This is a genomic window from Klebsiella sp. HN106 (genome assembly GCF_051209435.1).
Lineage (GTDB): Bacteria > Pseudomonadota > Gammaproteobacteria > Enterobacterales > Enterobacteriaceae > Klebsiella > Klebsiella oxytoca.
In genome coordinates this window covers 147442-173677 of record NZ_JBLURD010000007.1, presented here as the reverse complement: position 1 = coordinate 173677, position 26236 = coordinate 147442, and the positions used below count along the sequence as shown (strand labels likewise).

23 protein-coding genes are annotated in these 26236 nt (G+C 60.8%); 14 read left to right on the top strand and 9 right to left on the bottom strand.

Annotation, left to right across the window (positions count from 1 at the left end; genetic code table 11):
* Positions 1–14 precede the first annotated feature (14 nt).
* Complete coding sequence (locus ACSIPU_RS18060; protein WP_196557987.1) at positions 15–2207, top strand: CBM35 domain-containing protein; 2193 nt, start codon at positions 15–17, stop codon at positions 2205–2207.
* A 54-nt stretch (positions 2208–2261) separates the two neighbouring features.
* The gene (locus ACSIPU_RS18055; protein WP_004104867.1) at positions 2262–3662 is read left to right on the top strand and encodes a glycoside hydrolase family 1 protein; all 1401 of its coding nucleotides are present in this window, start codon (positions 2262–2264) and stop codon (positions 3660–3662) included.
* A gap of 223 nt (positions 3663–3885) precedes the next feature.
* Here the strand turns inward: ACSIPU_RS18055 and ACSIPU_RS18050 are convergent, their stop codons facing one another.
* From ACSIPU_RS18050 to hypA, 7 genes are all read right to left on the bottom strand, one after another.
* A complete protein-coding gene (locus tag ACSIPU_RS18050) occupies positions 3886–4842 on the bottom strand; it encodes an alpha/beta hydrolase (RefSeq protein ID WP_032728984.1) in 957 nt (318 codons plus the stop codon).
* 117 nt (positions 4843–4959) lie between these two features.
* Positions 4960–7032: a formate hydrogenlyase transcriptional activator FlhA gene (flhA, locus tag ACSIPU_RS18045; protein WP_004104864.1), complete on the bottom strand. Its 2073-nt coding sequence runs from the start codon at positions 7030–7032 to the stop codon at positions 4960–4962.
* 231 nt (positions 7033–7263) lie between these two features.
* Entirely contained in the window at positions 7264–8274 is a 1011-nt protein-coding gene (gene hypE, locus ACSIPU_RS18040) for a hydrogenase expression/formation protein HypE (protein WP_016809470.1), read from the bottom strand.
* Positions 8271–9392 carry a hydrogenase formation protein HypD gene (gene hypD / locus ACSIPU_RS18035; protein ID WP_004114762.1) on the bottom strand — a complete coding sequence of 374 codons (1122 nt, stop codon included), beginning with the start codon at positions 9390–9392 and terminating at the stop codon, positions 8271–8273. The genes hypE and hypD overlap by 4 nt, the downstream gene beginning before the upstream one ends.
* The gene (locus tag ACSIPU_RS18030) at positions 9393–9665 is read right to left on the bottom strand and encodes a HypC/HybG/HupF family hydrogenase formation chaperone (protein ID WP_004104861.1); all 273 of its coding nucleotides are present in this window, start codon (positions 9663–9665) and stop codon (positions 9393–9395) included.
* Complete coding sequence (gene hypB, locus ACSIPU_RS18025; RefSeq protein WP_004104860.1) at positions 9656–10528, bottom strand: hydrogenase nickel incorporation protein HypB; 873 nt, start codon at positions 10526–10528, stop codon at positions 9656–9658. Before hypB ends, ACSIPU_RS18030 begins: the two co-directional genes overlap by 10 nt.
* A 7-nt stretch (positions 10529–10535) precedes the next feature.
* Positions 10536–10880, bottom strand: coding sequence for a hydrogenase maturation nickel metallochaperone HypA (hypA, locus tag ACSIPU_RS18020; RefSeq protein WP_004114752.1), 345 nt, complete (start codon positions 10878–10880; stop codon positions 10536–10538).
* Positions 10881–11088: 208 nt separating this feature from the next.
* On the opposite strand from hypA, the gene hycA reads away from it, so the two are divergent.
* From hycA to hycI, 9 genes are all read left to right on the top strand, one after another.
* On the top strand, positions 11089–11538 hold the full coding sequence (gene hycA / locus ACSIPU_RS18015; protein WP_004104858.1) for a formate hydrogenlyase regulator HycA: 450 nt from the start codon (positions 11089–11091) through the stop codon (positions 11536–11538).
* 82 nt (positions 11539–11620) lie between these two features.
* Positions 11621–12229: a 4Fe-4S dicluster domain-containing protein gene (locus ACSIPU_RS18010; protein ID WP_004104856.1), complete on the top strand. Its 609-nt coding sequence runs from the start codon at positions 11621–11623 to the stop codon at positions 12227–12229.
* Complete coding sequence (gene hycC / locus ACSIPU_RS18005) at positions 12226–14052, top strand: formate hydrogenlyase subunit 3 (protein WP_049095215.1); 1827 nt, start codon at positions 12226–12228, stop codon at positions 14050–14052. The genes ACSIPU_RS18010 and hycC overlap by 4 nt, the downstream gene beginning before the upstream one ends.
* Before the next feature lie 2 nt (positions 14053–14054).
* Positions 14055–14978 (top strand): respiratory chain complex I subunit 1 family protein, encoded by a 924-nt coding sequence (locus tag ACSIPU_RS18000; RefSeq protein WP_004104852.1) that lies wholly within the window; start codon positions 14055–14057, stop codon positions 14976–14978.
* A gap of 17 nt (positions 14979–14995) precedes the next feature.
* The gene (hycE, locus tag ACSIPU_RS17995; protein ID WP_014839316.1) at positions 14996–16705 is read left to right on the top strand and encodes a formate hydrogenlyase subunit HycE; all 1710 of its coding nucleotides are present in this window, start codon (positions 14996–14998) and stop codon (positions 16703–16705) included.
* 9 nt (positions 16706–16714) lie between these two features.
* Positions 16715–17257, top strand: coding sequence for a formate hydrogenlyase complex iron-sulfur subunit (locus ACSIPU_RS17990; protein ID WP_004104848.1), 543 nt, complete (start codon positions 16715–16717; stop codon positions 17255–17257).
* A complete protein-coding gene (locus ACSIPU_RS17985; RefSeq protein ID WP_049095216.1) occupies positions 17257–18024 on the top strand; it encodes an NADH-quinone oxidoreductase subunit B family protein in 768 nt (255 codons plus the stop codon). Before ACSIPU_RS17990 ends, ACSIPU_RS17985 begins: the two co-directional genes overlap by 1 nt.
* Positions 18021–18431 (top strand): formate hydrogenlyase maturation HycH family protein, encoded by a 411-nt coding sequence (locus ACSIPU_RS17980; protein WP_049095217.1) that lies wholly within the window; start codon positions 18021–18023, stop codon positions 18429–18431. The genes ACSIPU_RS17985 and ACSIPU_RS17980 overlap by 4 nt, the downstream gene beginning before the upstream one ends.
* Positions 18424–18909, top strand: coding sequence for a hydrogenase maturation peptidase HycI (gene hycI, locus ACSIPU_RS17975; RefSeq protein WP_049095218.1), 486 nt, complete (start codon positions 18424–18426; stop codon positions 18907–18909). The genes ACSIPU_RS17980 and hycI overlap by 8 nt, the downstream gene beginning before the upstream one ends.
* Positions 18910–19169: 260 nt before the next feature.
* Here hycI and ACSIPU_RS17970 read toward each other — a convergent pair whose 3' ends face one another.
* The gene (locus ACSIPU_RS17970; RefSeq protein ID WP_049095929.1) at positions 19170–20594 is read right to left on the bottom strand and encodes a 6-phospho-beta-glucosidase; all 1425 of its coding nucleotides are present in this window, start codon (positions 20592–20594) and stop codon (positions 19170–19172) included.
* A 26-nt stretch (positions 20595–20620) separates the two neighbouring features.
* Positions 20621–22063 carry a PTS cellobiose/arbutin/salicin transporter subunit IIBC gene (gene ascF / locus ACSIPU_RS17965; protein ID WP_004104835.1) on the bottom strand — a complete coding sequence of 481 codons (1443 nt, stop codon included), beginning with the start codon at positions 22061–22063 and terminating at the stop codon, positions 20621–20623.
* Positions 22064–22319: 256 nt separating this feature from the next.
* Between ascF and ACSIPU_RS17960 the strand changes: the two genes are divergently transcribed.
* The 3 genes from ACSIPU_RS17960 (at position 22320) to hypF (ending at position 26227) form a co-directional block, all read left to right on the top strand.
* Positions 22320–23333, top strand: coding sequence for a LacI family DNA-binding transcriptional regulator (locus ACSIPU_RS17960; RefSeq protein WP_049095927.1), 1014 nt, complete (start codon positions 22320–22322; stop codon positions 23331–23333).
* 134 nt (positions 23334–23467) lie between these two features.
* Entirely contained in the window at positions 23468–23995 is a 528-nt protein-coding gene (gene hydN, locus ACSIPU_RS17955) for an electron transport protein HydN (RefSeq protein ID WP_004104833.1), read from the top strand.
* A 12-nt stretch (positions 23996–24007) separates the two neighbouring features.
* Positions 24008–26227, top strand: a complete 2220-nt coding sequence (gene hypF / locus ACSIPU_RS17950; RefSeq protein WP_435322253.1) for a carbamoyltransferase HypF — start codon at positions 24008–24010, stop codon at positions 26225–26227.
* Positions 26228–26236 lie beyond the last annotated feature (9 nt).

The following is a 26236-nucleotide window of genomic DNA, read 5'->3' as shown; positions in this document are numbered from 1 at the left end:
GGAGAGATACGATGATTAAGCCGGTGAAAAAACTGATGCTCGTCGCGCTGCTTTCGGCGCTGGGAAGCGCAGGCGCGATGGCCGCGGAGCAGTCGCACTTTGAACACTTTATTACCCGCGACGGCGCGACGTTAAAAGATGGCGACAAGGTGTTCCGCTTTGCGGGCATTCATGCGCCGGAGCTGCATCGTATTGAAGACGACGCGCGCGGCACCTGTAAAGCCGACTCGCGCGGCTGGGGGCAATACTTCCGCTGGCCGACGGCGGAGGAACAGGAAAACTGGATTAAAGCGCTGGTGCAAACCGGCGCCAGGGCGCAGCGGGTATACGTGCTCTCGGTGCAGCAGACGTTTGACGAGGCCTGCGGTCGCGAAACCCATATTCTGGCCCCGGAAACCGCCGACGGCATGCCGCGCCTGAACGAAAAGGCGATGCGGGTGTACGACAACATGATCGCCGAGGCGGACAAACAGGGTCTGCGCCTGATTCTGCCGTTTATCGATCACTGGTGGTGGTGGGGCGGTCGCGAGCAGCTGGCGGCGTTCTACCACGAAAAGCCGGAGGATTTTTACCGTACCGACAGTAAAACCTTCAAGGCCTATCTGGACGTGATTCGTCAGGTTATCACCCGTACCAACAGCGTGACCGGGCGCCCTTACTATGACGAAAAAGCGATTATGGCCTGGGAGACCGGCAACGAGCTGGAAGACACCAACGCGGCGTTCCTTCAGCAGACCGCCGCATGGATCAAAAAGTGGGCGCCGCATCAGCTGGTGGTAGATGGCACCTATAAGAAAATTAATGCGTTTGCGCTTAACGATCCCCATGTCGATATCGTCAGCAACCACTACTACACCAATGCCGATAACAACCATCCCGATCAGGTGAAAAAAGACCTGACGGCGGCCGCGGGTAAGAAAGTCTACATGGTGGGCGAATTTGGCCTGCTGGATGCGCAGCAGCTTAACGCCATTATGCAGTCGATCGTCCATAGCGAAGTCAACGGCGCGCAGGCGGCGGGCGGTTTAATCTGGGGCTTCCGCGGTCATCGTCACGATGGCGGTTTCTACTGGCATAAAGAGTCCACCGGCCACTACAGCTACCATTTGCCGGGCTTCCCGGTCGACGGTAAAGCCAATCAGGAGATGGAGGTGGTCGATCTGGTGCGGACCGCCGCGGCGCAGATGAACGGGCAGGAGAAAGCGCCGCCGCTGCCGAAGCCGGATGCGCCGAAGTTGCGGGCGACGGATTCACCGTTTGCGATCAACTGGCTGGGGGCGGCGGTAGGGCGCGCTTATGATGTCGAGCGCGCCGATTCGGCATCCGGACCGTGGAAGATCGTGGGGCGCGATATTTCGGACGGCGTAAACGAGTGGAACCCGCAGACAATGGATCTGTTCCGCGATGACTATCGCAGTCTGCAACTGGGGAATACGTACTATTACCGCGTCATTGCTAAAAACGAGAGCGGCAGTTCATCGCCTTCGAACGTGATTAGCGTGAAGCACACCCAGGCGAATCAGGCGCCGGAAGTCACACTGGTGGAAACGCTCACCACCAGCCAGGACCAGGGCGTGCAGCTCAGCGCGAGCTGGCGCGATGACGGGATGCCGGATGGCAACGTTAAGGTGAGCTGGAGCAACGGCGGCAACGCGCAGGCCCATATCTGCGCGACGGATAAAGCCGAAACCCGCGCCTGGTTTAGCGCCCCCGGTGAATACGCGCTGACCTCTAGCGCCGATGATGGTCTGCTCAAAAGCAGTAAAACCGTAAAGGTCACGGTGACAGAAGCCGTCGGGAAAGCGCCCGCTGATTACTGCCGTTTTAGCGGCGGGGTTGTGAACGTGACCGATGGCAAGATCGAGGCGGCGAAAAGCGAGAAAGACGCGCTGACGATTGACGAAGACGGCTTCCTCGGGCCGTTCGCCAACGACGGCGATAAGGTGAGCTGGCAGGTTGCCGCGCCGTGGGCCGGCAAGTATCAGCTGCAGGTGACGTTCAGCGGCAAATGGGGCGGCAAGAAAAACTCGTTTATCGTCAACGGCGGCGCGCCAATCGCGGTTGAATTCCCGCAAACCGATGAACAGGGCCAGCAGCTGCGGGTGCCGGTGGAGCTGAAGGCTGGCGATAACCGCATCGACTTCGGTAAATTCGCCGGCGACTGGGGCTACATGTTTATCAAATCGATTGAAGTGGTTGCAGAGTAGTGCTTATTGGCTGCGCCCGTTGGGCGCGGCCTTTTTTAACTTACAGGAGGCGTTATGACCCGGTATCAGTTTCCGGAAGGTTTTTTTTGGGGCGCGGCGGCATCCGGTCCGCAAACGGAAGGGATAAGCAACAAGCCGCATCGTTCTATTTGGGATAGCTGGTTTGCCGAACAGCCGGAACGTTTTTATCAGCAGATTGGGCCGCAAACGGTTTGCGACACTTACCATCAGTATCCCCAGGACGTGGCGTTGATGAAGCGGACCGGGTTCAACTCTTTTCGCACCTCGATTCAGTGGTCGCGGCTGATTGACGACTTCGAAACCGGCGCGCCCAATGCGGACGCGGTGCGTTTTTATCATGCCTACCTGGATGAGATGATTGAAAACGGCATCGAGCCGATGATCAACCTCTATCACTTTGACATGCCGGAAGCGCTGCAAAAGCAGTACGGCGGCTTTGAGTCGGCGCACGTGACCGATCTTTTCGCGCGTTTTGCCCGTACTGCTTTTGAGCTGTTTGGGCACAAAGTGAAATACTGGATCACCTTCAACGAGCCGATTGTGCCGGTTGAGGGCGGCTATCTGTATGACTTCCACTATCCCTGCAAGAAAGACGGCAGTCTGGCGGCGCAGGTGGCGTTTAACATTATGCTGGCCCACGCCAAAGCGGTGCGCGAGTTTCGCGCGCTGGCGCTGGAAAGCGAGATTGGCGTGGTGCTGAATCTGACGCCGTCCTATACCCGCAACGACAGCGCGGAAGACCAAAAAGCGGCGTGGTATGCGGATCTGTTCTTCAACCGCAGCTTCCTCGACCCGCTGGTGAAACATCAGTTCCCGAAAGCGCTGTGCGAAATTCTGGCCGCGCACGACTGTTTGCCGGAGGTGACAAAAGCCGACGTTGAGCTGATTACCGGATCGCGCGTCGATTTTCTCGGCGTTAACTATTACGTTCCGCGGCGGGTGAAAGCGCGCGAAAGCGACTATACGCTGGACTATTTCACCCCGGAGTTCTATTTCGAAAACTATGTGAATCCGCAAGGGCGTTTTAATCCTTATCGCGATAATAATGAGATTCTGCCGCAGGCGATTTATGACATTGCCGCCAATATTCGCGATAACTACGGCAATATAAAGTGGTTCCTCGCGGAAATTGGTATTGCGATGGATATCGAGTCGGAAGGCGAGCCGGGCGAGGATGGGGTGATTGACGATTCGTTCCGCATCGGCCTGATGGAAGAGCATCTGGTGCAGCTGCATCGCGCCATTGCCGACGGCGCGAACTGCTTTGGCGTGCATCAGTGGACCTTTATCGATAACTGGTCGTGGATTAACTCGTTCAAGCGCCGCTACGGCTTCTGGCGGCTCGACTTGCAAACCGGAGAGCGGCTGATAAAGCGCAACGCGCTGTGGTTTGCCGAACTGGCGACCAGCAACGGCTTCAGTTCTGATAAATAGCCCGGCAAAATCCCCCCGGAGGCGGCGCTTGACGCGCCTGTCCGGGCTACCAAACCGCACGAACTTGTAGCCCGGACAGATGCGCAGCATCGCCTCCGGGAAGTCATCCCCACCGGGGCTTCAGATGCCCTCCCCGGTGGCGGCTGACGCCTTACCGGGGCTACGAGGCCCCCACCGTCTGTGGACAGGTAGCCCGGCTAAGGCGTCAGCCGCGAGCCGGGGATTATTGGCGCGATTTGTTCATTTCCGCCAGCGAAGCTATCCAGTTCATCGCCAGCTGCGGCCATTCGGCGGCGGGCAGGCCCCGGGTCCCGCGAATACCAAATCCGTGTTTCCCCTCGGCGAACAGATGCAGCTCGGTCGGCACCTGCTGCGCGCGCAGGGCGTTAAACATCACCAGCGCGTTATCCACCGGCACGGAAGGATCGTCTACCGCGTGGAAAATAAAGGTTGGCGGCGTCTGCGGCGTGACGTTCTGCTCCGGTGAATAGCGATGCTGCCGCTCCGCCGTCGGCGTTTCGCCAATCAATGCCTTGCGCGATCCGGGATGGGCAATCGCCGGATCCATCGAAATCACCGGATAGCCGAGCACCGCGAAGTCCGGCCGCGCGCTCTGCCGATCAACTGCGTCCACGGCGACGTAAGCCGGTTCGCTATACCGGGTCTCCAGGCTGGCCGCCACGTGCCCCCCGGCGGAAAAGCCCATAATGCCGATTTTATGCGGGTCGATATGCCACTCGGCGGCCCGCGCCCGCAGGGTACGCAGCGCGCGCTGCGCATCGGCCAACGGCGCCTCGCTGCCTTCTGCGTGACCGTCCGCCGGCATCCGGTAGGTCATGACAAACAGGGTATAGCCACGGGCGTTAAATACCGGCGCGAGATCGCTGCCCTCTTTATCCAATACCACTCGCTGGTAAGAGCCGCCCGGCGTCACCAGCAGCGCAATACCGTTGGGCTTCTCCGGTGCGTAAACGGTAATTGTCGGAGCACGAATCCCGGTGACCGCGCGATCGGGCAGCGAGGGATCTTTGCTGCGCTCTACCAGCGATTCGCTCGCCGGGCTGTTTTTCGCGCCGGGGGCTTCACCGCCGGGCCAGACAGAAAAGGTGGGGAGAGAGGAAAATGCCGCCGGAGAAGCCAAAAGCAAAGCGATGGCGGCGGCCAGAGGTAAACGCGTCATAAGCATCTCCATTAAGGAAAAAGCTTATTTATCATTCATCAGGAACGGGTAAAGCGAGTTGTCTCACAGAACGCTGTTTCATTAAAAATAAAATGAAACAGCGTTTTAAGGTTATGCCTACTGCAGCTGGTCTTTATTAATACCCAACCGTTTCATGCGCGAAAGCAGCGTCGTGCGCTTTAATCCCAGACGCTGGGCCGCGCCCTTCGGCCCGGCGACCACCCCGTTACTCTCTTTCAGCACCCGGACAATGAGCTGGTATTCGTCTTCGCCCTCTTCCGGCAGCACTTCTGCCGGCAGCGGCTCAGTCTCGAGGCTCATTTCCGGCAGTGAAAGCTGCAGCACGCTGCCGCGGGTCAGCAGCACCGCGCGTTCAATGACGTTCTCCAGTTCGCGCACGTTACCCGGCCACTCCATGCGGCTAAGCAGGCGCAGCGTCTCCGCCGGAATGCTGTCGATATTGCGTCCGAGGCGGCGGGCGATTTTAAAGGTGAAGGCCTTCACCAGCAGAGGAATATCCTCCGGCCGTTCGCGCAGGGGCGGCAGATGGATCGGGAAGACGTTCAGCCGGTAGTAGAGATCGCTGCGAAACTCGCGATCGGCGACCATCTGTTTAAGATCGCGGTTGGTGGCGGCGATCAGGCGCACGTCGGTGTGAATCAGCTTATTGCTGCCGAGACGCTCGAACTCCTGCTCCTGCAACACGCGCAGCAGTTTCGGCTGTAGTTCAATCGGCATATCGCCCACTTCATCGAGAAACAGCGAGCTTTTGTCCGCCAGTTCGAAACGGCCGATACGCTGGGCGCTGGCGCCGGTGAAAGCGCCGCGCTCGTGGCCAAACAGGTCGCTTTCCAGCAGCCCGGCAGGCATCGCCGCGCAGTTCATTTTGACCATCCTGCGGCTATTGCGGCCGCTCAGGTTATGAATAGCGCGGGCAATCAGCTCCTTACCGGTGCCGGTTTCGCCGAGGATCAGCACCGTACTGTCGCTCTGCGCCACCATCTCCACCTGCTTGAGCACGCTGTTCATGGCCTCGCTGCGGCCAATGATTTCGCCAAACTCGCTCTCAACGTTGTTGAGCTGTTCGGTCAGGGCGAGGTTCTCATCGACCAGCCGCTCTTTCAGCCGCTGAATCTCGCGGTAGGCGAGGGCGTTGTCGATGGCGATCGAGACGCGCTCGGCGATTTGCCGCAGCAGCTTGAGGTTGGTGGTGGTGAAGACTTTTTCATCGCACTGCGCCAGCTTCAGCACCCCAAGCAAAGTATTACCGGACATCAACGGCAGCAGGCACAGGGTCTGGATTTTGTTATCCCACATCTCGAAAAGCATTTTTTCGTACGGCGCCAGCGGGTCGTGCTCGTGGAGATTGAGCAGCAGCATCTCTTTGCTTTTGAATACCCGCTCGGTCAGGGTACCGGCTTCGTCCACTTCGCTCTGGTCATGTACCGGGTGGCTGGCGTCGAGGTAGTGGGTGGAGTAGATATTGAGCTTACCTTTGCGGTTGCTGCGCAGTACCACGCTGATGGCGTCGATGCGGAAGTAGCGGTGGATCTCTTTGGCCACTTCGCTGACCAGCTCATCGATATCCAGCCGCGAGAGCACCGCGTTGGTGATCGCCACCAGGATGCGGAAGTTATCGCGTTCCCGGCACAGCAGGTCGTAATCGACGTTGTTGCTGACCCGGCTTTGGATCTGTTCGGTGACCACGGCAACGATTTGCGTAAAGGTGTGCAGCCGCTGGTACTCTTTTTCGGTCCACGGCCGGTTGTCGTCGCGAATAAATTCGCAGCCGCCGAAGATACGCCCTTCCGCCGCCAGCGGCAGCAGGCAGTAATAGCCAAAGTTGGGGTAGAGTCCGCTTACGGCGAGCTGCGGCCAGGTTTCGGCAAAGGTGGCGCTATCGCAATGCAGCGCATCCGGACGCGATAGCAGGCGTCGAACCGGGCCGTTGGCGAGGACGGTTTCATCTTCGTAGCTCACCGGCTGCCCCGCGTCGTCGCAGGCGTGCCGAATAGCGCGATGATTGCCGGAATGCCACAGAATAATCGCCGCCCGGTCGGCGAGCGCGGACTGCTGCACCAGGCCGGTCAGCGTCTCGCTCAGCGCGGCCAGGTCCGGCTGCTGTAATAAAATGCGGGTGATATCAAACAGACCCTGCTGCCCAAGATCGCCCATCGGTGTATACGACATTGCTTAAGTCCAAAAGCGCCGCAAAGCGGCGCAGAAGAAAGTGATGACACAAATAATAGTCTGTTAATAAAGCGGTTGTGACCGCCATTAACCCATCCGTGGGTGCCCGCTGGTTTGGGCTGGATAATCATGCTGGCTTTTCCCGGCTCGCGCTGCGCTTAGCCGGGCTACAGGTGTGCGCAGTTTTGTAGCCCGGATAAGGCGTTAGCCGCAATCCGGGGGCCCGCACCGTTAACAAATTCTCGGCAGCGGCTCGGCGTGAGGAAGATCCAGCGTGCGTTTGACGCCGTACAGACCGACAGAGCGCACGCCCGCGCGCGGCACAACGTCGCCGATTATCGCCGCATCGCGGCCTAATGGATGAGACCGTAAATGCGCAAGTACGCTTTCCGCCGCCTCGCGGGCAACGGCGATCAACAGCTTACCCTCGTTGGCGAAATTAAGCGCGTCCAGCCCCAGCAGCTCGCACACGCCGCGTACGGTATCGTTAACCGGCAGCTTTTGTTCATGCAGCTCTATTCCGCAGCCGCTGGCGGCGGCGAATTCATGGGCCACCGCGTTAACGCCGCCGCGGGTGGCATCGCGCAGGGCTTTCACGCCAGCTACGTCGCGCAGCGTCTGAATCAAGGGCGTCAGCACCGCGCAGTCGCTGGACAGCGCGCCGTCCAGCCCCATCTGTTCGCGCAGATTGAGGATCGTTGCCCCGTGATCGCCAAGCGTGCCGCTGACCAGCAGCACGTCTCCCGCGCTAATCTGCTGCGCTCCCCAGCGAATACCGGTGGGGATGACGCCGATCCCGGCGGTATTGATAAACAGCTTATCCGCCGCCCCGCGCGGCACCACTTTGGTATCGCCGGTCACAATGGCGATACCGGCTTCCCGCGCGGTCTGCGCCATGCTGCTCACCACCGCTTCGAGGGTGGCCATCTCCAGCCCCTCTTCGAGAATAAACCCGCAGGAGAGATAGCGCGGCAGCGCGCCGCTCACCGCCACATCGTTCGCCGTGCCGCAGACCGCCAGCTTGCCGATATTACCGCCGGGGAAAAACAGTGGATCGATAACGTAGCTGTCGGTGGAGAAGGCGAGCCTGTCGCCCTGCGCGCTAAGCTGAGCGAGATCGAGACGCGCCTGATCTTCCTGCTCCGCCAGCCAGGGGTTGGCGAAAGCCTGCATAAACAGGTCGCCGATCAGCTGCTGCATCGCCTGACCGCCGCTACCATGGGCTAACTGAACGCTTTTCATGCTTCGATTTCCTGACTGCGATATTGATACCAGGCGGCGCAGGCGCCTTCCGATGAGACCATCAGCGCGCCGAATGCGCTCTGCGGGTTGCAGGTATTGCCGAATAGCGGGCACTGGTGCGGTTTACAGCGGCCGGTCAGCACCTCGCCGCAGCGGGCGCGCGGGTCGTCGCAGACCCGCTGCGGCGCCGGGCGGAAATGCGCTTCTGCGTCAAAACGCTGATACGCGGCCGTCAGGTGCACGCCGGAGTCGTTAATCACCCCCAGACCGCGCCACTCGCTATCGCCGCTGAGGCAAAACACGTCGGCGATGGCCGACTGCGCCAGCGGGTTGCCCTCATCGGGCACCACCCGGCGATACTGGTTCTCCACTTCGCTGTGCTGCGCTATTGTCTGCTCAACCAGCATCATCGCGCCTTGCAGTAGATCAAGCGGTTCGAATCCGGCCACCACTAATGGACGGTGATAGTCGCTGGCGATAAACCCGTAAGCATCGGTGCCAATCACCATGCTGACGTGACCGGGGGCGAGAAAAGCGTCGATACCGTTATCCGGCTGGTCGAGCAGGCTGCGCAGGGTCGGCAGCAGGGTGATGTGCTGGCAGAAAAAGTAAAAGTTCCCGACGCCGCGCTCGCGGGCCTGACGCAGGGTCAGGGCGGTGGCGGGCATCGTCGTTTCAAAGCCGAGACCGAAGAATACCACTTCTCGATCGGGGTGCTGCTGCGCCAGCTTCAGGGCGTCCATCGGCGAATAGACGATGCGGACGTCGGCGCCGCGCGATTTTGCCTGCAGCAGCGAGCCGTTTTTTCCCGGTACGCGCATGGCGTCGCCAAAGGTGCAGAAAATCACCCCCGGACGGCTGGCGATATCGATACAGGCGTCGATACGCCCCATCGGCAGCACGCACACCGGGCAGCCGGGGCCGTGGATAAATTCAATATTTTCCGGCAGCAGCTGATCGAGGCCAAATTTAAAAATAGCGTGGGTATGGCCGCCGCACACTTCCATTATGCGCAGCGGACGTTCGGCGGTATGCGGCAGCAGGCGCGCGCGCAGCCGGAGATGTTCCACCAGCTGCATCACCTGTTCCGGAGCGCGGTATTCATCAACAAAACGCATTTACCGCTCCTCGCCGTACAGCAGCGCGCCGACGTCCGGCTCGACTTCAAACATATTTTGCAGCGCCTCGAGGGTGTCGCGGGCTTCGGCTTCGTTAATCACGCTCATGGCAAAACCCACGTGGACCAGCACCCACTGGCCGAGACGCGGCTGACCGCGATCGTCAACCGCGCCCACCAGGGTCAGGTCGACTTCGCGTTGAATGCCGCACACTTCGACCTTCGCCAGATTGCCGTCAATAGCGCAGATTTGTCCGGGTATGCCTATGCACATTGCTGCGCCTCCAGCCAGCGAAGCCACTGGTCCATACCTTCGCCGCTGGTGGCGGAAAGCAGAATAATGTCAATATCCGGGTTCACCTCGCGGGCGCAGGCCAGACACTTCTCTACGTCAAAGTTGAGATACGGCAGCAGGTCGACCTTGTTAAGCAGCATCAGGCTGGCGGCGGCGAACATATGCGGATACTTCAGCGGTTTGTCTTCGCCTTCCGTTACCGACAGCACCGCCACTTTATGACGTTCGCCGAGGTCGAAACTTGCCGGACACACCAGGTTGCCGACGTTTTCGATAAACAGAATGCCGTGGTCCGCCAGCGGCAGGCGCGGCGCGGCGTCGGCGATCATCTGCGCGTCGAGATGGCAGCCTTTGCCGGTGTTGACCTGAATCGCCGGAGTGCCGGTGGCGCGGATGCGCGCGGCGTCGTTCACCGTTTGCTGATCGCCTTCAATGACCGCGCAGGCGGTTTTCTCTTTCAGCCGCAGCAGGGTTTCCGTCAGCAGGGTGGTTTTGCCGGAGCCGGGGCTGGAGACCAGGTTCAGCACCAGCTGGCTCCTGGCGGCGAAGCGCGCGCGGTTGCGGGCGGCCAGACGGTTGTTTTTATCCAGGACGTCGATTTCCACTTCCAGCATCCGCCGCTGGCTCTGGCCCGGCGCATGGGTACCCGCTTCGCCATGACCGTAGTGCAGGTCGCCAGTCTCCGAGCGGGTGGGGGAAAAGTTATCGGTTTTCACGCCGGTAATGGTCATCATCTGGCGCGGGGCGGGCGCGAAGGGGGCGCTGCGAAACGCCGAATGCGGGTTATGCTCGTCGCCTTCTATATAAAGGTTGCCTTCACCGCAGCCGCAGGTTGTACACATAATCTTATTACTCCACTTCTAGTCGCTGAATCTGTAAGCCGTCATCCGCCACAATTTGCAGCCGGTCGCTCTGACACTGCGGGCAGCGGCGCACGTGCTGTGAGATGAGATGCACGTACTGCTGGCAGGATTCACACCAGCATTCAGCCTGTTGTTCGGCGATATGCAGCTCACAGCCTTCCGCCAGCGTGCCGCGGCACACCAGCTCAAAGCAGAAGGTCAGCGCGCTGGCTTCCACGCAGGAAAATGCCCCCACTTTCAGCCACACGCCGGTGACCCGACGCGCGCCGGCCTGCAGCGCCTGCTGTTCGATAATTTCCAGCGCCCGCTGGCTAAGGGTGATTTCGTGCATGGTGCCTCCGTATCGCGATGGCCCATTAATGCAATAACGATGCCAGGTCATAAGTAATGTCATAAAAATGTCGATGACACCGCTCAGACATCGTCATCGACATGTCTTTCTTATAGGGTGAATTTATTAAAATCGTTAAAAATCAATTAATTAATTTTTGGCATGAAAAATGCTTAACCGGTGCATCTCATACAACGGGGGATCCGGGATGACTATTTGGGAATTAAGTGAAAAGGCGGACTACATCGCCGATCGTCACCGCCAGCATCAGGAGCAGTGGCATACCTACTGCAACTCGCTGGTACAGGGGATAACCCTGTCGAAAGCGCGTTTGCATCATGCGATGAGCTGCGCGCCGGATAAAGAGCTGTGCTTCGTATTGTTTGGCCATTTTCAGGTTTACGTGGCGCTGGCGGAGGGCTTTAACAGCCACACCATCGAGTATTACGTAGAGAGTAAAGACGGCGGCGACAGACGGCTGATTGCCCAGGCCACGCTGGGCTCAGACGGCACCATTGATGGCCGGATCAGCAACCGCGATCGCGAGCAGGTTCTGGAGCACTATCTGGCGACTATCGCCAGCGTTTATGACCGTCTCTACGAGGCTATCGAACAAGACCAGCCGGTGGATTTAAACCACCTGACGCTGGCCCGTTAATCGTCAGGTGTCGACAAGTGTCGAAGCTGACACCTGCGCAACCTGTTTTCGTCAAAAATGACTTTCACCTGAGGATGACCCGGTGAACCGTTTTGTAATTGCTGACTCCACCGTCTGTATCGGCTGTCGCACCTGCGAAGCCGCCTGCGCTGAGACTCACCGCCAGCAGGGCCTGCAAGCCATGCCCCGGCTACGGCTGATGCGCAATGAAAAAGAATCCGCGCCGCAGATGTGCCACCACTGTGAAGATGCGCCCTGCGCCGCCGTCTGCCCGGTTAACGCCATTAATCGCGTCGATGGCGCGGTGCAGCTCAATGAGAGCCTGTGCGTAAGCTGCAAACTGTGCGGCATCGCCTGTCCGTTCGGCGCCATTGAGTTTTCCGGCAGCCGCCCGCTGGATATTCCGGCTAACGCCAATACGCCGCTGGCTCCCGCCGCGCCGCCGGCCCCGGCGCGCGTCAGCTCGCTGCTCGACTGGGTGCCGGGCGTACGCGCTATCGCCGTCAAATGCGACCTGTGCCACTTCGATGAGGAAGGCCCGGCGTGCGTGCGCACCTGCCCGACCAAAGCGCTGCTGCTGGTGGATATCCGCGATATCGCCCAGGCCAGCAAGCGTAAGCGGCAGCTGACTTTTAATACCGACCTCGGCGATCTGTCGCTGTTCCAGGCGCAACAAGGGGACGTGAAATGAGTGTGATTTCCTTAGTGAATCAGGCGGTGGCCTGGTACGCCGCCAGCGCGGTGCTGGCGTTTTTGTTCGCTCTGCGCAAACCGCTGAGCGGGGCGATCGCCGGGATTGGCGGCGCGGTCGCCAGCGCGATGCTGGTGCTGGCGGGCGGAACGGCGCTGCTGATGCCGGATCGCGTCAGCGCCGGCATGCTGCAAATGCTGCACCTGCCCCTGCGCGTTGGCGGCGTCAATGCGCTGTGGCTGCTGGCAATCGGCCTGTCGGCGCTGCCGATTTCGCTGTTCAATATCGCCTGGCATCGTCATCCGCAGGTTAAAGCCAACGGTCTGCTGGTGAATCTCCTGCTGGCCGCCGCCGTCTGCGCCGTGGTGGTGACGAACTTCGGCGCGCTGGTGGTGATGGCGGAGATTATGGCCCTTTGCGCCGCGTTTCTTACCGGCTGCGCGCAGTCCGGCAAGCTGTGGTTTGCGCTGGGACGCCTCGGTACGCTGCTGATGGCGTGGAGCTGCTGGCTGGTGTGGTCGACCTACGGCACTCTTGAGCTGGGGCAGATTACCCGGCTGGCGGTGGCGGCGCCGCAAAACGCGCTGTTGTGGCTGCCGGGGCTGATCGGCTTTGCGCTGCTGGCCGGGGTCATTCCGCTGCACGGCTGGGCGCCGCAGGCCCACGCTGGCGCCAGCGCTCCGGCTGCCGCGCTGTTTTCTACGGTAGTGATGAAGGTCGGTCTGTACGGCATCCTGACGGTCTCGCTGGCCGGCAGCGTTCCGCCGCTGTGGTGGGGCGTGATGCTGCTGGTGCTGGGGATGATCACCGCCTTCGTCGGCGGGCTGTACGCCCTGATGGAGCACAATATTCAGCGCCTGCTGGCGTACCACACCCTGGAAAACATCGGCATTATCCTGCTCGGCCTCGGGGCATTCGTCACCGGCGTGGCGACCCATAACCCAACCCTGATGGTGCTGGGCTTTATCGGCGGCATGTATCACCTGATCAACCATAGCCTGTTTAAAACTACCCTGTTCCTCGGCGCGGGAGCGGTGTGGTTCCGCACCGGCCATCGCGATATCGAAAAGCTTGGCGGGATCGGCAAGAAAATGCCGCTGATTTCCCTTTCGATGCTGGTGGGTCTGATGGCGATGGCCGCGCTGCCGCCGCTGAACGGCTTCGCCGGAGAGTGGGTTATCTATCAGTCCTTCTTTAAGTTGAGCACCGGCGACGCGTTTGTTGGCCGCCTGCTTGGGCCGCTGCTGGCGGTGGGCCTGGCGATCACCGGCGCGCTGGCGGTGATGTGTATGGCGAAAGTCTACGGCGTCACCTTCCTCGGCGCGCCGCGAAGCAAAGAGGCGGAAAACGCCACCTGCGCGCCGGGGCTGATGACCTTTAGCGTGGTGCTGGCCGCTGTCTGCTGCGTGATTGGCGGGGTTGCCGCGCCGTGGCTGCTGCCGCTGGTGAGCGGGGCGTTTCCGGTGCAGGCGGAGGTCTCCAGCGTGGTGTCTCAGCCGCTGATCGCCATTCTGCTGATTGCCTGCCCGCTGCTGCCGCTGCTGCTGATGATCTTCTTTAAGGGCGATCGCCTGCCGGCGCGCTCGCGCGGCGCGGCCTGGGTCTGCGGCTATGACCATGAAAAATCCATGGTGGTGACCGCCCACGGTTTCGCCAAGCCGGTGAAAGAGGCTTTTGCGCCAATTCTCAAGCTGCGCCACTGGCTGAACCCGGTGCGCCTGGTGCCCGGCTGGCAGAACGCTTCTGCGCCCGCGCTGTTTCGCGGCGTGGCGCTGGTGGAGCTGGCGGTACTGGTGGTGATTGTGATTTCCCGAGGAGCCTGAGAATGAGCGTATTAATTGCATTGTTGCAGGCGCTGGTGCTGTTCGCCGTCGCGCCGCTGTTGTCCGGGGTGACCCGCGTCGCCCGCGCGCGTCTGCATAATCGCCGCGGCCCGGGTGTACTGCAGGAGTACCGGGATATCCTGAAACTGCTGGGGCGCCAGAGCGTTGGCCCGGATGCCTCCGGCTGGGTCTTCCGCCTGACGCCGTACGTGATGGTCGGCGTGATGCTGACTATCGCTACTGCGCTGCCGGTGGTGACCGTTGATTCGCCGATGGCGGGGCTGGGCGACCTGATTACCCTGATCTACCTGTTCGCCATCGCCCGTTTCTTCTTCGCTATCTCCGGCCTCGATACCGGCAGCCCGTTTACCGCTATCGGGGCGAGCCGTGAAGCGATGCTCGGCGTGCTGGTGGAGCCTATCCTGCTGCTCGGCCTGTGGGTCGCGGCTCAGGTCGCCGGGTCCACCCATATCAGCAGTATCACCGACACCATTTATCACTGGCCTGTCGCCCGCACTCTTCCGCTGATTCTGGCGCTGTGCGCCTGCGCCTTCGCCACCTTTATCGAAATGGGCAAGCTGCCGTTCGACCTGGCGGAAGCGGAGCAGGAGCTTCAGGAAGGCCCGCTCTCGGAATACAGCGGTAGCGGCTTCGGCGTGCTGAAGTGGGGCATCAGCCTCAAGCAGCTGGTGGTCCTGCAAATGTTCGTCGGCGTATTTATCCCGTGGGGACAGATGACCAGCTTTAGCGTCGGCGGTCTGCTGCTGGCGCTGGTGGTTGCCGTCGTCAAGCTGGTGCTTGGCGTGCTGGTGATTGCGCTGTTCGAAAACAGCATGGCGCGTCTGCGCTTTTGCGCCACCTCCCGCGTCACCTGGGCCGGGTTTGGTTTTGCCTTTTTAGCCTTCGTCTCCTTGCTGGTGGCGTGATTTAAGAGAGTTTGAGCATGTCTGAAGAAAAAATCGGTCAACACTATCTCGCCGCGCTGCATCAGGCCTTTCCGGGCGTGGTGCTGGATGAAGCCTGGCAGACCAAAGACCAGTTGACGGTCACGGTAAAGGTCAACTATCTGCCGGAAGTGGTCGAGTTCCTGTACTACAAGCAGGGCGGCTGGCTGTCTGTGCTGTTTGGCAACGACGAACGCAAGCTTAACGGCCACTACGCCGTCTACTACGTGCTGTCGATGGAGCAGGGCACGAAATGCTGGATCACCGTGCGCGTGGAAGTGGACGCCAATAAACCGGAATATCCGTCGGTGACGCCACGCGTGCCGGCGGCGGTGTGGGGCGAGCGCGAAGTGCGCGATATGTATGGTCTGGTGCCGGTGGGGCTGCCGGACGAGCGCCGGCTGGTGCTGCCGGACGACTGGCCGGATGAACTCTATCCGCTGCGGAAAGACAGCATGGACTACCGTCAACGCCCGGCGCCGACCACCGATGCTGAAACCTACGAGTTTATCAACGAGCTGGGCAGCAAGAAAAACAACGTGGTGCCGATTGGCCCGCTGCACGTCACCTCCGACGAACCGGGCCACTTCCGCCTGTTCGTTGACGGCGAGAATATTATCGACGCCGACTACCGCCTGTTCTACGTCCATCGCGGGATGGAAAAGCTGGCGGAAACCCGGATGGGCTACAACGAAGTCACCTTCCTGTCGGACCGCGTGTGCGGTATCTGCGGTTTCGCCCACAGCACCGCCTACACCACTTCGGTAGAGAACGCGATGGGCATTGTAGTGCCGGAGCGCGCGCAGATGATCCGCGCCATTCTGCTGGAGGTGGAGCGCCTGCACTCGCACCTGCTGAACCTCGGCCTCGCCTGCCACTTTACCGGCTTCGACTCCGGGTTTATGCAGTTCTTCCGCGTGCGCGAAACCTCGATGAAGATGGCGGAAATTCTTACCGGGGCGCGTAAAACCTACGGTCTGAACCTGATTGGCGGCATTCGTCGCGATCTGCTGAAAGAGGACATGATCCAGACCCGCCAGCTGGCGCAGCAGATGCGTCGCGACGTGCAGGAGCTGGTGGATATGCTGCTCAGCACGCCGAATATGGAGCAGCGTACCGTGGGCATTGGTCGTCTCGACCCGCAAATCGCCCGCGACTTCAGCAACGTTGGCCCGATGGTGCGCGCCAGCGGGCACGCCCGCGATACCCGCGCCGATCACCCGTTTGTCGGCTACGGCCTGCTGCCGATGGAAGTGCACAGCGAACAGGGCTGCGACGTCATCTCGCGCCTGAAGGTGCGCATCAACGAGGTCTACACCGCGCTGAACATGATCGACTTCGGCCTCGATAACCTGCCGGGCGGCCCGCTGATGGTCGAAGGGTTCACCTATATTCCGCACCGCTTCGCGCTGGGCTTCTCGGAAGCGCCGCGCGGGGACGATATCCACTGGAGCATGACCGGCGACAACCAGAAGCTGTACCGCTGGCGCTGCCGGGCGGCGACCTACGCCAACTGGCCGACTCTGCGCTATATGCTGCGCGGCAATACCGTCTCCGACGCGCCGCTGATCATCGGCAGCCTTGACCCGTGCTACTCCTGTACCGACCGCATGACGGTGGTCGACGTACGCAAGAAGAAGAGCAAAGTGGTGCCGTACAAAGAGCTGGAGCGCTACAGCATCGAGCGTAAGAACTCGCCGCTGAAATAAGGAATCGCCATGTTTACCTTTATTAAAAAAGTCATCAAAACCGGCACCGCGACGCACTCATACCCGCTGGAGCCGATGCCGGTGGATAAAAATTTCCGCGGCAAACCGGAGCATAATCCGCAGCAGTGTATCGGCTGCGCCGCCTGCGTTAACGCCTGTCCGTCGAACGCCCTGACGGTAGAAACCGATCTCGCCACCAACCAGCTGGCGTGGCAGTTCAACCTCGGGCGCTGCATTTTCTGCGGACGCTGCGAAGAGGTCTGCCCGACGGCGGCGATTAAGCTCTCTCAGGAGTACGAGCTGGCGGTATGGAAGAAAGAGGATTTTCTCCAGCAATCGCGTTTTGCCATTTGCCACTGCCGGGTGTGTGAACGCCCATTCGCCGTACAGAAAGAGATCGACTATGCCATCGCGCTGCTCAAACACAACGGCGATAGCCGCGCCGAGCTGCATCGCGAAAGCTTCGAGACCTGCCCGGAGTGCAAACGCCAGAAGTGCCTGGTGCCGTCCGACCGTATTGAACTGACTCGCCATATGAGAGAGGCCAGCTGATGAGCAACTTATTAGGCCCGCGCGATGACAACGGCATTCCGGTGCCGATGACGGTGGATGAGTCCATCGCCAGCATGAAGGCATCGCTGCTGAAGAAAATTAAGCGTTCCGCCTACGTTTATCGGGTGGACTGCGGCGGCTGCAACGGCTGCGAGATCGAGATTTTCGCCACCCTGTCGCCGCTGTTCGACGCCGAGCGCTTTGGGATCAAAGTGGTGCCGTCGCCGCGTCACGCCGATATTCTGCTGTTTACCGGGGCGGTGACCCGGGCGATGCGTTCTCCCGCGCTGCGCGCGTGGCAGTCCGCGCCGGATCCGAAAATCTGCATCTCCTATGGCGCCTGCGGCAACAGCGGCGGCATCTTCCACGACCTTTATTGCGTGTGGGGCGGAACCGATAAAATCGTGCCGGTGGATGTCTATATTCCCGGCTGCCCGCCCACCCCGGCCGCGACGCTGTACGGCTTCGCGATGGCGCTGGGCCTGCTGGAACAGAAAATCCACGCCCGCGTGCCGGGCGAGCAGGACGAGCAGCCGACCGAACTTCTGCACCCGGATATGGTACAGCCGCTGCGGGTGCGCATCGATCGCGAAGCGCGCCGGCTGGCGGGCTATCGCTACGGCCGGCAGATTGCCGAAGACTATATGCGCCTGCTGGGGCAGGGCGATAGCCAGGTGATGCGCTGGCTGGAGGCGGAAAAAGATCCGCGTCTGACCGAGATCGTCACCCATCTGAACCAGGTCGTAGAAGGAGCGCGTATCCGATGAGCGAGACGGTGGTGTTCAGTCAGCTGAGCCGTAAATTTATTGATGAGAACGACGCGACGCCTGACCAGGCGCAGCAGGTGGTCTATTACAGCCTGGCGATTGGCCACCACCTCGGCGTCATCGACTGCCTCGAGGCGGCGCTGAGCTGCCCGTGGCAGGCGTATCTGGCGTGGATTGCGACCCTCGAAGAGGGCAGCACCGCGCGGCGTAAAATGGAAGGCGTGCCGAAGTACGGCGAGATTGTTATCGACAGCAATCATGTGACGATGCTGGCTAACGCTTTTGATAAAGCGCTGGCGCGACAGACCCCCGAGCAGCAGGCGTGGAGCAAAACGCTGCTCAGCATGCTGCATGATATTCACCAGGAAAGCGCCATCTATCTGATGGTGAGGAGACTCCGTGACTGACGTTTTACTCTGTGTCGGCAATAGTATGATGGGCGACGACGGCGCAGGCCCGCTGCTGGCGGAGATGTGCGCGGCTAATCCCGTCGGCGAGTGGGTGGTGATTGACGGCGGCAGCGCGCCGGAAAACGATATCGTCGCCATTCGCGAGCTGCGCCCCGAGCGCCTGCTGATCGTCGATGCCACCGATATGGGCCTGAACCCCGGCGAGATCCGCATCGTCGATCCGGACGATATCGCCGAGATGTTTATGATGACTACCCACAATATGCCGCTCAACTATCTGATCGATCAGCTAAAAGAGGATATCGGCGAGGTGATTTTTTTGGGTATTCAGCCGGATATCGTCGGCTTTTATTACCCGATGACCCAGCCGATTAAGGACGCGGTCGAAGCGGTGTACGCGCGGCTTGATGGGTGGCAGGGGCTGGGGGGGTTTGCGGCACTTGAAGCCGCAGAGGAGCCGGCGTTCCCCGGCTAAGCGCAGCGCAAGCCGGGAGTTTGGTCAGGGGGAGCAGGTTTACTTTTTCCCGGGTCGCGGCGTAAACGCCTTACCCGGGCTACGACGACTTTTGTCACCCTGGCGTTTGCCATTCCCGGAGGCGATGCTGGGCATCTCTCCAGGCTACCGGTCCGCGGGCGTTGATGAACCTGTAGCCCGGCTAAGCGCAGCGCGAGCCGGGAAAATTTCCGTGTTGCAGGTGTTTGTCAGGCTGAGTATCCCTCAGCCTGCGGGGCGCACTACGCTAAATCTTCCCCGTTGCTGGCAATCACCTTCTTATACCACCAGAACGACTTTTTGCGCTTTCGCGCCAGCGTGCCGCGGCCGGCATCGTCGCGGTCAACGTAGACAAAGCCGTAGCGCTTGCTCATCTCACCGGTGGAGGCGGATACCAGGTCGATACAGCCCCAGCTGGTGTAGCCCATCAGCGGAATGCCGTCCTCGATAGCGTCACCCATCGCTTTAATATGCTCGCGCAGATAGCTGATGCGATAGTCGTCGTTAATCTCGCCGTTAGCCTCCACCTCATCGCGCGCGCCGAGACCGTTCTCCACCAGAAATAGCGGTTTCTGGTAGCGGTCATACATCATATTCATGGTGATGCGCAGGCCGAGCGGGTCGATGCCCCAGCCCCATTCGCTGGCCTTGATGTGCGGGTTCTTCAGCGACTTAACGATATTGGCGGCGCTGGTGTTGCCGGCGTTCATCTCCGCCGATGCGCAGCGCGAAGCGTAGTAGCTGAAGGAGACGAAATCGACGGTATGGCGCAGGATCTCATCATCGCCGGACTCTTTGGCGATAGTCACGCCTTTCTCGCGGAATACCCGCGCCGCCCACACCGGATACGCGCCGCGCGCCTGGACATCGATAAAGAACAGGTTCTCGCGATCTTTTTCCAGCGCCATCCACACGTCTTCCGGTTTACAGGAGTAAGGGTAGAAATTGCCGCCCGCCAGCATACAGCCGACCTGATTTTGCGGATTCACCTCGTGGGCGATTTTGGTCGCTAAGGCGCTGGCGACCAGTTCATGATGGGCGGCCTGGTATTTCACCTGCTCCTGATTTTCCCCCTCTTCAAACACCAGACCGGCGCCGGAGAACGGGCTATGCAGCATAATGTTAATTTCATTGAAGGTAAGCCAGTATTTCACCAAACCATCAAAGGCTTCAAAGCAGGTGCGGGCGTAGCGGGTGAAGAACCCCACCATTTTTCGATTGCGCCAGGAGCCGTATTCGGTAACCAGGTGCATCGGCACGTCGAAATGGCACAGCGTCACCAGCGGCTCGATGCGGTGCTTTTTGCACTCCTCGAACAGCGAGCGATAAAAGGCGATCCCCTCCGGGTTCGGTTCCAGCTCATCGCCCTCAGGAAAGAGGCGGCTCCAGGCGATAGAGGTGCGGAAGACGCTAAAGCCCATCTCGGCCATCAGGGCGATATCTTCTTTATAACGATGATAAAAATCGATCGCCTCGTGGCTCGGGTAGAACTCATCGTCGCGTAGCGCGAAGCGTTTCTCCTGCCCCAGCTTGACCGCGAGGCGATGAGCCCCGTGAGGAATCATATCGACGATAGTCAGCCCTTTGCCGCCCTCCAGATATGCCCCTTCGGACTGGTTGGCGGCCAGCGCGCCGCCCCATAAAAATCCCTGTGGAAAAGTCGCCATGCGTTACCTCGTTAACAAAATGGTGTTCAGGCGTGAGAAGCCTGGGTGCCGGCCTGACGCTGTCTGGCGTCGGCGGCGGCTTCTTCTTGCGGAATATCTTCAAAGCCGAGCATCAGCGTCAGGACAAACGACAGCACTACCGCCAGCGCCATGACGCCAAACACCCAGACGATGGTCATCGGATTGGCCGGGTCGAAAAACTGGACGCTGGTGAACAGGCCCGGCGCCGCCATTGAGTGGCTGGCGAGCCCGGCAATGCCGGCCACCGCGCCGCAGATAAAGCCGCTAATCAGGCTGGCGATCAGCGGTCGCTTCAGCCGCACCGCCACGCCGTACAGCGCCGGTTCGGAAATCCCCGCCAGAATTGCAGAAGCCGCGGCCGCCAGCGCCGTCTGGCGCAGCTCCGGGTTTTTGGTTTTCCACGCCACCGCCAGCGACGAGCCGCCCAGCGACAGATTAGCGCCGATTTCCGACGGCATCACCATGCCCTCTTTGCCGGTTTCGGCGATGGTCTGAATGATCGTTGGGGTAAAGACCCGGTGCATCCCGGTCATTACCAGCAGCGGCCACAGGGCGCCCATGATCGCCACCGACAGCCAGCCGAGATAGCTGTGGATCGTATAGACCAGCGCGGAAATGGCGCTACCGATCCAGATGCCGAGCGGGCCGATCAGCAGAATCGACAGCGGAGCGGCGATCAGTACGATCAGCATCGGTTTAAGGAAGTTTTTTGTCACCGCCGGGGTGATACGGTCGACCCAGCGTTCGATATAAGAGAGGCACCAGGTCATCACCAGCGCCGGGATCACGGTATAGGTGTATTTCACCGCCGTCACCGGAATAAAGGCAAACTCCACGTGCTCGCCCTGGGCGGCTTTGGCCATCAGTTCGATAAAGCTCGGGTGCACCAGCACCCCGGCAATGGCAATCGCCAGCGACATATTGGTTTTGAACTTCACCGCTGCGGAAGCGGCGACCATCAGCGGCAGGAAGAAGAACGCGCCGTCGCCGATCACCGTCAGAATAGTCAGCGTTGGCGCGCCTTTGGGCAGCGCGCCGGTCATCTCGAGGATCATTGCCAGCAGCTTAACCATCGATCCGCCGATAATCGCCGGGATCAGCGGCGACATGGTGCCGATCAGCGCGTCGAGGATCCCGGCGCCGATGCGTTTCAGGGTAATAGGCGGTTTCCCCTGCGGTTCGGCCGGGCGCAGATCCCCCGGCAGCAGCGCGACCACTTCGCGATACGCCTGGGAGACGGTATTGCCCACGATCACCTGGCACTGGTTATCGCTACGCACCACGCCGAGCACGCCTTTCAGCCCTTTGAGGGTGGCGCTGTCGACCCGCTCGTTGTCTTTGACCACGAAACGCAGGCGGGTCATGCAGTGGGTGACGGCGGCAACGTTATCTGCGCCACCGATTGCCGCGATAATCTGCTGCGCCAGAGCTGCATAATTTTTAGACATCGGATTTTATCCTGTTTATCAATGGGGTACTGGCTTGTCACCGCGCCGGAAAGCGGTGCGGCATCATGCATACATAGGAAACCGGTTCCACAAAATCATGATTAGTTTCATGAATGCATACAAGAAATAAAAAAATAAGATCTCGATTTTGTGATTTTGATCGCTGTGTGCGCATCCGCGCGGGCGACGCGCAAATGCTGAAAAAGCGCAGCGTGTGCAGTACACTGCGGGCAACATTGGCAACAGGAATAACCACATGGCAACGATGCTGGAGGTAGCGAAGCGCGCGGGGGTGTCAAAGGCCACCGTTTCGCGGGTGCTGTCGGGGAACGGCTATGTCAGCCAGGAGACCAAAGATCGCGTCTTCCAGGCGGTGGCCGAAAGCGGCTACCGGCCGAATCTGCTGGCGCGCAACCTGGCGACGAAAAAGACGCAGACCCTCGGGCTGGTGGTGACCAACACCCTTTATCACGGCGTCTATTTCAGCGAACTGCTCTACCACGTCGCGCGGATGACCGAAGACAAAGGGCGGCAGCTGATCCTCGCCGACGGCAAGCACAGCGCGGAGGAGGAGCGCGAGGCGATTGAGTATCTGCTCGATCTGCGCTGCGATGCGATAATTATCTATCCGCGCTTTCTCAGCGTTGATGAGATGGATGAGATTATCGAAAATCATGAGCGGCCCATCATGGTGCTCAACCGCCGCCTGCGCCGCAACGCCAGCCACTGCGTCTGGTCCGATCAAAAAGCTTCGGCGATGATGGCGGTGGAAAAGCTTATCGCGCTGGGCCATCGGGAAATCGCGTTTATTACCGGTTCGCTGGATTCGCCAACCGGCGTTGAGCGTCTCTCGGGCTATAAAGACGCGCTGGCCCGCCACGACATTGCCCTGAATAACGATCTGATCGTCGAAGGCCGCTGGACGCCGGAAACCGGCGCGGCGGGGGTTGAAACGCTGCGCCAGCGCCGCGTCGGCTACAGCGCGCTGGTGGCGAGCAACGACGACATGGCGGTTGGCGCGATGAAACAGCTGCATCAGATCGGCGTCAAGGTTCCGGAGCAGGTCTCGGTCGTGGGGTTTGACGATATCGTGCTGGCGCCGTATATGGTTCCGGCGCTCTCCAGCGTCAAAGTTCCGGTGACGGAGATGATCAAAGAGAGCATCAACCGGCTGATCTTTATGCTCGACGGCGGCGATTTTAAATTTCAGCAACTCTTCCCCGGCGAGCTGATTGAACGCGACTCGGTGGTCCCCGGCCCGCATACCTGACGTCGTCAGCTGTCATCGTCACAACTGACGATGACAGTATCTTCCGTATTTATCTTGTTTAATATCAATTAGATAAAAGTTGGAACGTATTATGCATACTCCGGCGCGTAACCTTTTTACTGCTGGAGAAATGGATGAACCGTTTCATTATCGCCGACGCAAGCAAATGCATCGGCTGCCGCACCTGTGAAGTGGCCTGCGTGGTCTCTCATCAGGAAAATCAGGACTGCGCCGCGCTGACGCCAAAAAGCTTTTTACCGCGTATTCACGTGATCAAAGGCGTTAACGTGTCGACGGCCACCGCCTGTCGTCAGTGCGAAGACGCGCCGTGCGCCAACGTCTGTCCGAACGGCGCGATCAGCCGCGACCAGGGCTTCGTCCACGTGATGCAGGAGCGCTGTATTGGCTGTAAAACCTGCGTGGTGGCCTGTCCGTACGGCGCCATGGAAGTGGTGGTGCGCCCGGTTATCCGCCACAGCGGCGCGGGGCTGAACGTGATGGCGGAAAAAGCCGAAGCCAACAAATGCGACCTTTGCCACCACCGTGAGGAAGGCCCGGCCTGTATGGATGCCTGTCCGACCCACGCGCTGATTTGCGTCGACCGCAACAAGCTCGAACAGATGAATATCGAAAAACGCCGCCGTACCGCGCTGGCCTGGTAGGCCGGTCGCGCAATGAACGGGGTGCAGATCCGCATTCGCGGTAAAGTGCAGGGGGTGGGATTCCGCCCCTTCGTCTGGCAGCTGGCGCAGCAGCTGGGGCTGCGCGGCGACGTGTGCAACGACGGCGACGGCGTGCTGGTGCGCCTTGTCGGCGGTGATGCGCCATTTCTCGCCGCGTTAACCCGGCGCTGCCCGCCGCTGGCGCGTATCGACAGCGCGGCAGCGGCGCCTTTTGTCTGGGACGCTGCGCCGCCAGGCTTTACCATTCGCCAAAGCGGGGCCGGAAGCATGCGCACGCAGATTGTGCCCGATGCCGCTACCTGCCCGGCATGCCTGGCGGAAATGAACAACCCGCAAGAGCGCCGCTACCGCTATCCGTTTATCAACTGCACCCACTGCGGGCCGCGCTTTACCATTATTCGCGCCATGCCCTACGACCGTCCACTGACCTCTATGTCGCCGTTTCCACTCTGCACCTCCTGTGCGGCGGAGTATGGCGACCCCGCCGATCGCCGTTTCCACGCGCAGCCGGTAGCCTGCGCCGAGTGCGGGCCACGGCTGGAGTGGCGCGGGCCGCAGGCGCATTCATTTGGCGAGGCGGCTCTTGAAGCGGCGACGGCTCGCCTGATGGCGGGCGATATAGTGGCGGTGAAAGGGCTGGGTGGTTTCCATCTGTTGTGCGATGCCGGAAATCCTGAGGCCGTCGCGAGGCTACGGACGCGTAAGCATCGGCCGGCGAAACCGCTGGCGGTGATGCTGGCGACAACGGCGGGGCTCGATGAACCGGCGGTGACGCTGCTCACGTCCCCCGCCGCACCGATCGTGCTGCTGGATAAAACGCAGGTGGCCGGGCTGTGCGACCAGATTGCGCCAGGGCTTGCGGAAGTAGGGGGGATGCTGCCGTCTAATCCACTGCAGCATTTACTTGCGCAGGCGCTGGCGCGCCCATTAGTGATGACCTCCGGCAACCTTAGCGGTCGCCCGCCGGCTTTAACCAACGCAGAGGCGCTGGCGGATTTAGCCGGGATTGCCGACGGTTTTCTGCTGCATAACCGCGAGATTGTGCAGAGGATGGATGATTCCGTAGTGCGGCAAAGCGGCGAGATGCTGCGTCGCGCCCGCGGCTACGTGCCGGACGCGCTGGCGCTGCCGCCGGGGTTTCACGATGCGCCGCCCCTGCTGGCCCTCGGCGCGGATATGAAAAATACGTTCTGCCTGCTGCGCGGCGACGAAGCGGTGCTCAGCCAGCATTTTGGCGATCTCGACGAGGAGGGCGTTGAGACGCAGTGGCGGCAGGCGCTGCGCCTGATGCAGGAGATCTACGCTTTTACGCCGCAGCGGGTGGTTGCCGACGCCCATCCCGGCTACCGCGCTTCGCGGTGGGCGGCGTCGCTTATGCTGCCGGTGGAGCGGGTATTGCATCATCATGCCCACGCTGCCGCGTGCCTGGCCGAGCATCGCTGGCCGCTGGAGGGCGGCGACGTGATTGCCCTGACGCTCGACGGCATCGGGATGGGGGAGAATGGCGAACTGTGGGGCGGCGAGTGCCTGCGGGTCAACTATCGCGAGTGTGAGCATCTCGGCGGTCTGCCGTCGGTGGCGCTGCCCGGCGGCGACCTCGCGGCGCGTCAGCCGTGGCGCAATCTGCTCGCCCACTGCCTGGCGTTGGTCCCTGAATGGCAGAATTATGCCGACACAGCCGCGCTGCGCCAGCAAAACTGGCCGCTGCTGGCGCGAGCAATCGAGCGTGGTATTAATGCGCCGCAGGCATCGTCGTGCGGCCGTCTGTTTGACGCCGTCGCCTGCGCGCTGGGCTGTGCGCCGCTAGCCCTGAGCTATGAGGGGGAGGCGGCATGCCGTCTGGAAGCGCTGGCGGCGACCTGCGAAGGCGTGGATCATCCGGTGACCCTGCCGTGGCGCGAAGGTAAACTGGACCTGGCGACGTTCTGGCGGCAGTGGCTGAGCTGGCAGGCGGGCCCGGCGCAAAAAGCCTGGGCCTTTCATGATGCGCTGGCCCGCGGGCTGGCGGCGATGATGCGCGATTGCGCGAGCGCGCGCAATATTCGCACGCTGGCCTTCGGCGGCGGAGTGCTGCACAACCGGCTGCTGACGGCGCGATTGACCTTTTATCTGGCCGATTTTACTCTGCTCTTTCCGCAGCAGCTGCCCGCCGGCGATGGCGCCATTGCCCTCGGCCAGGCGATCGTCGCTGCGGCCCGCCTGCAGGCTTAAAGGATACCC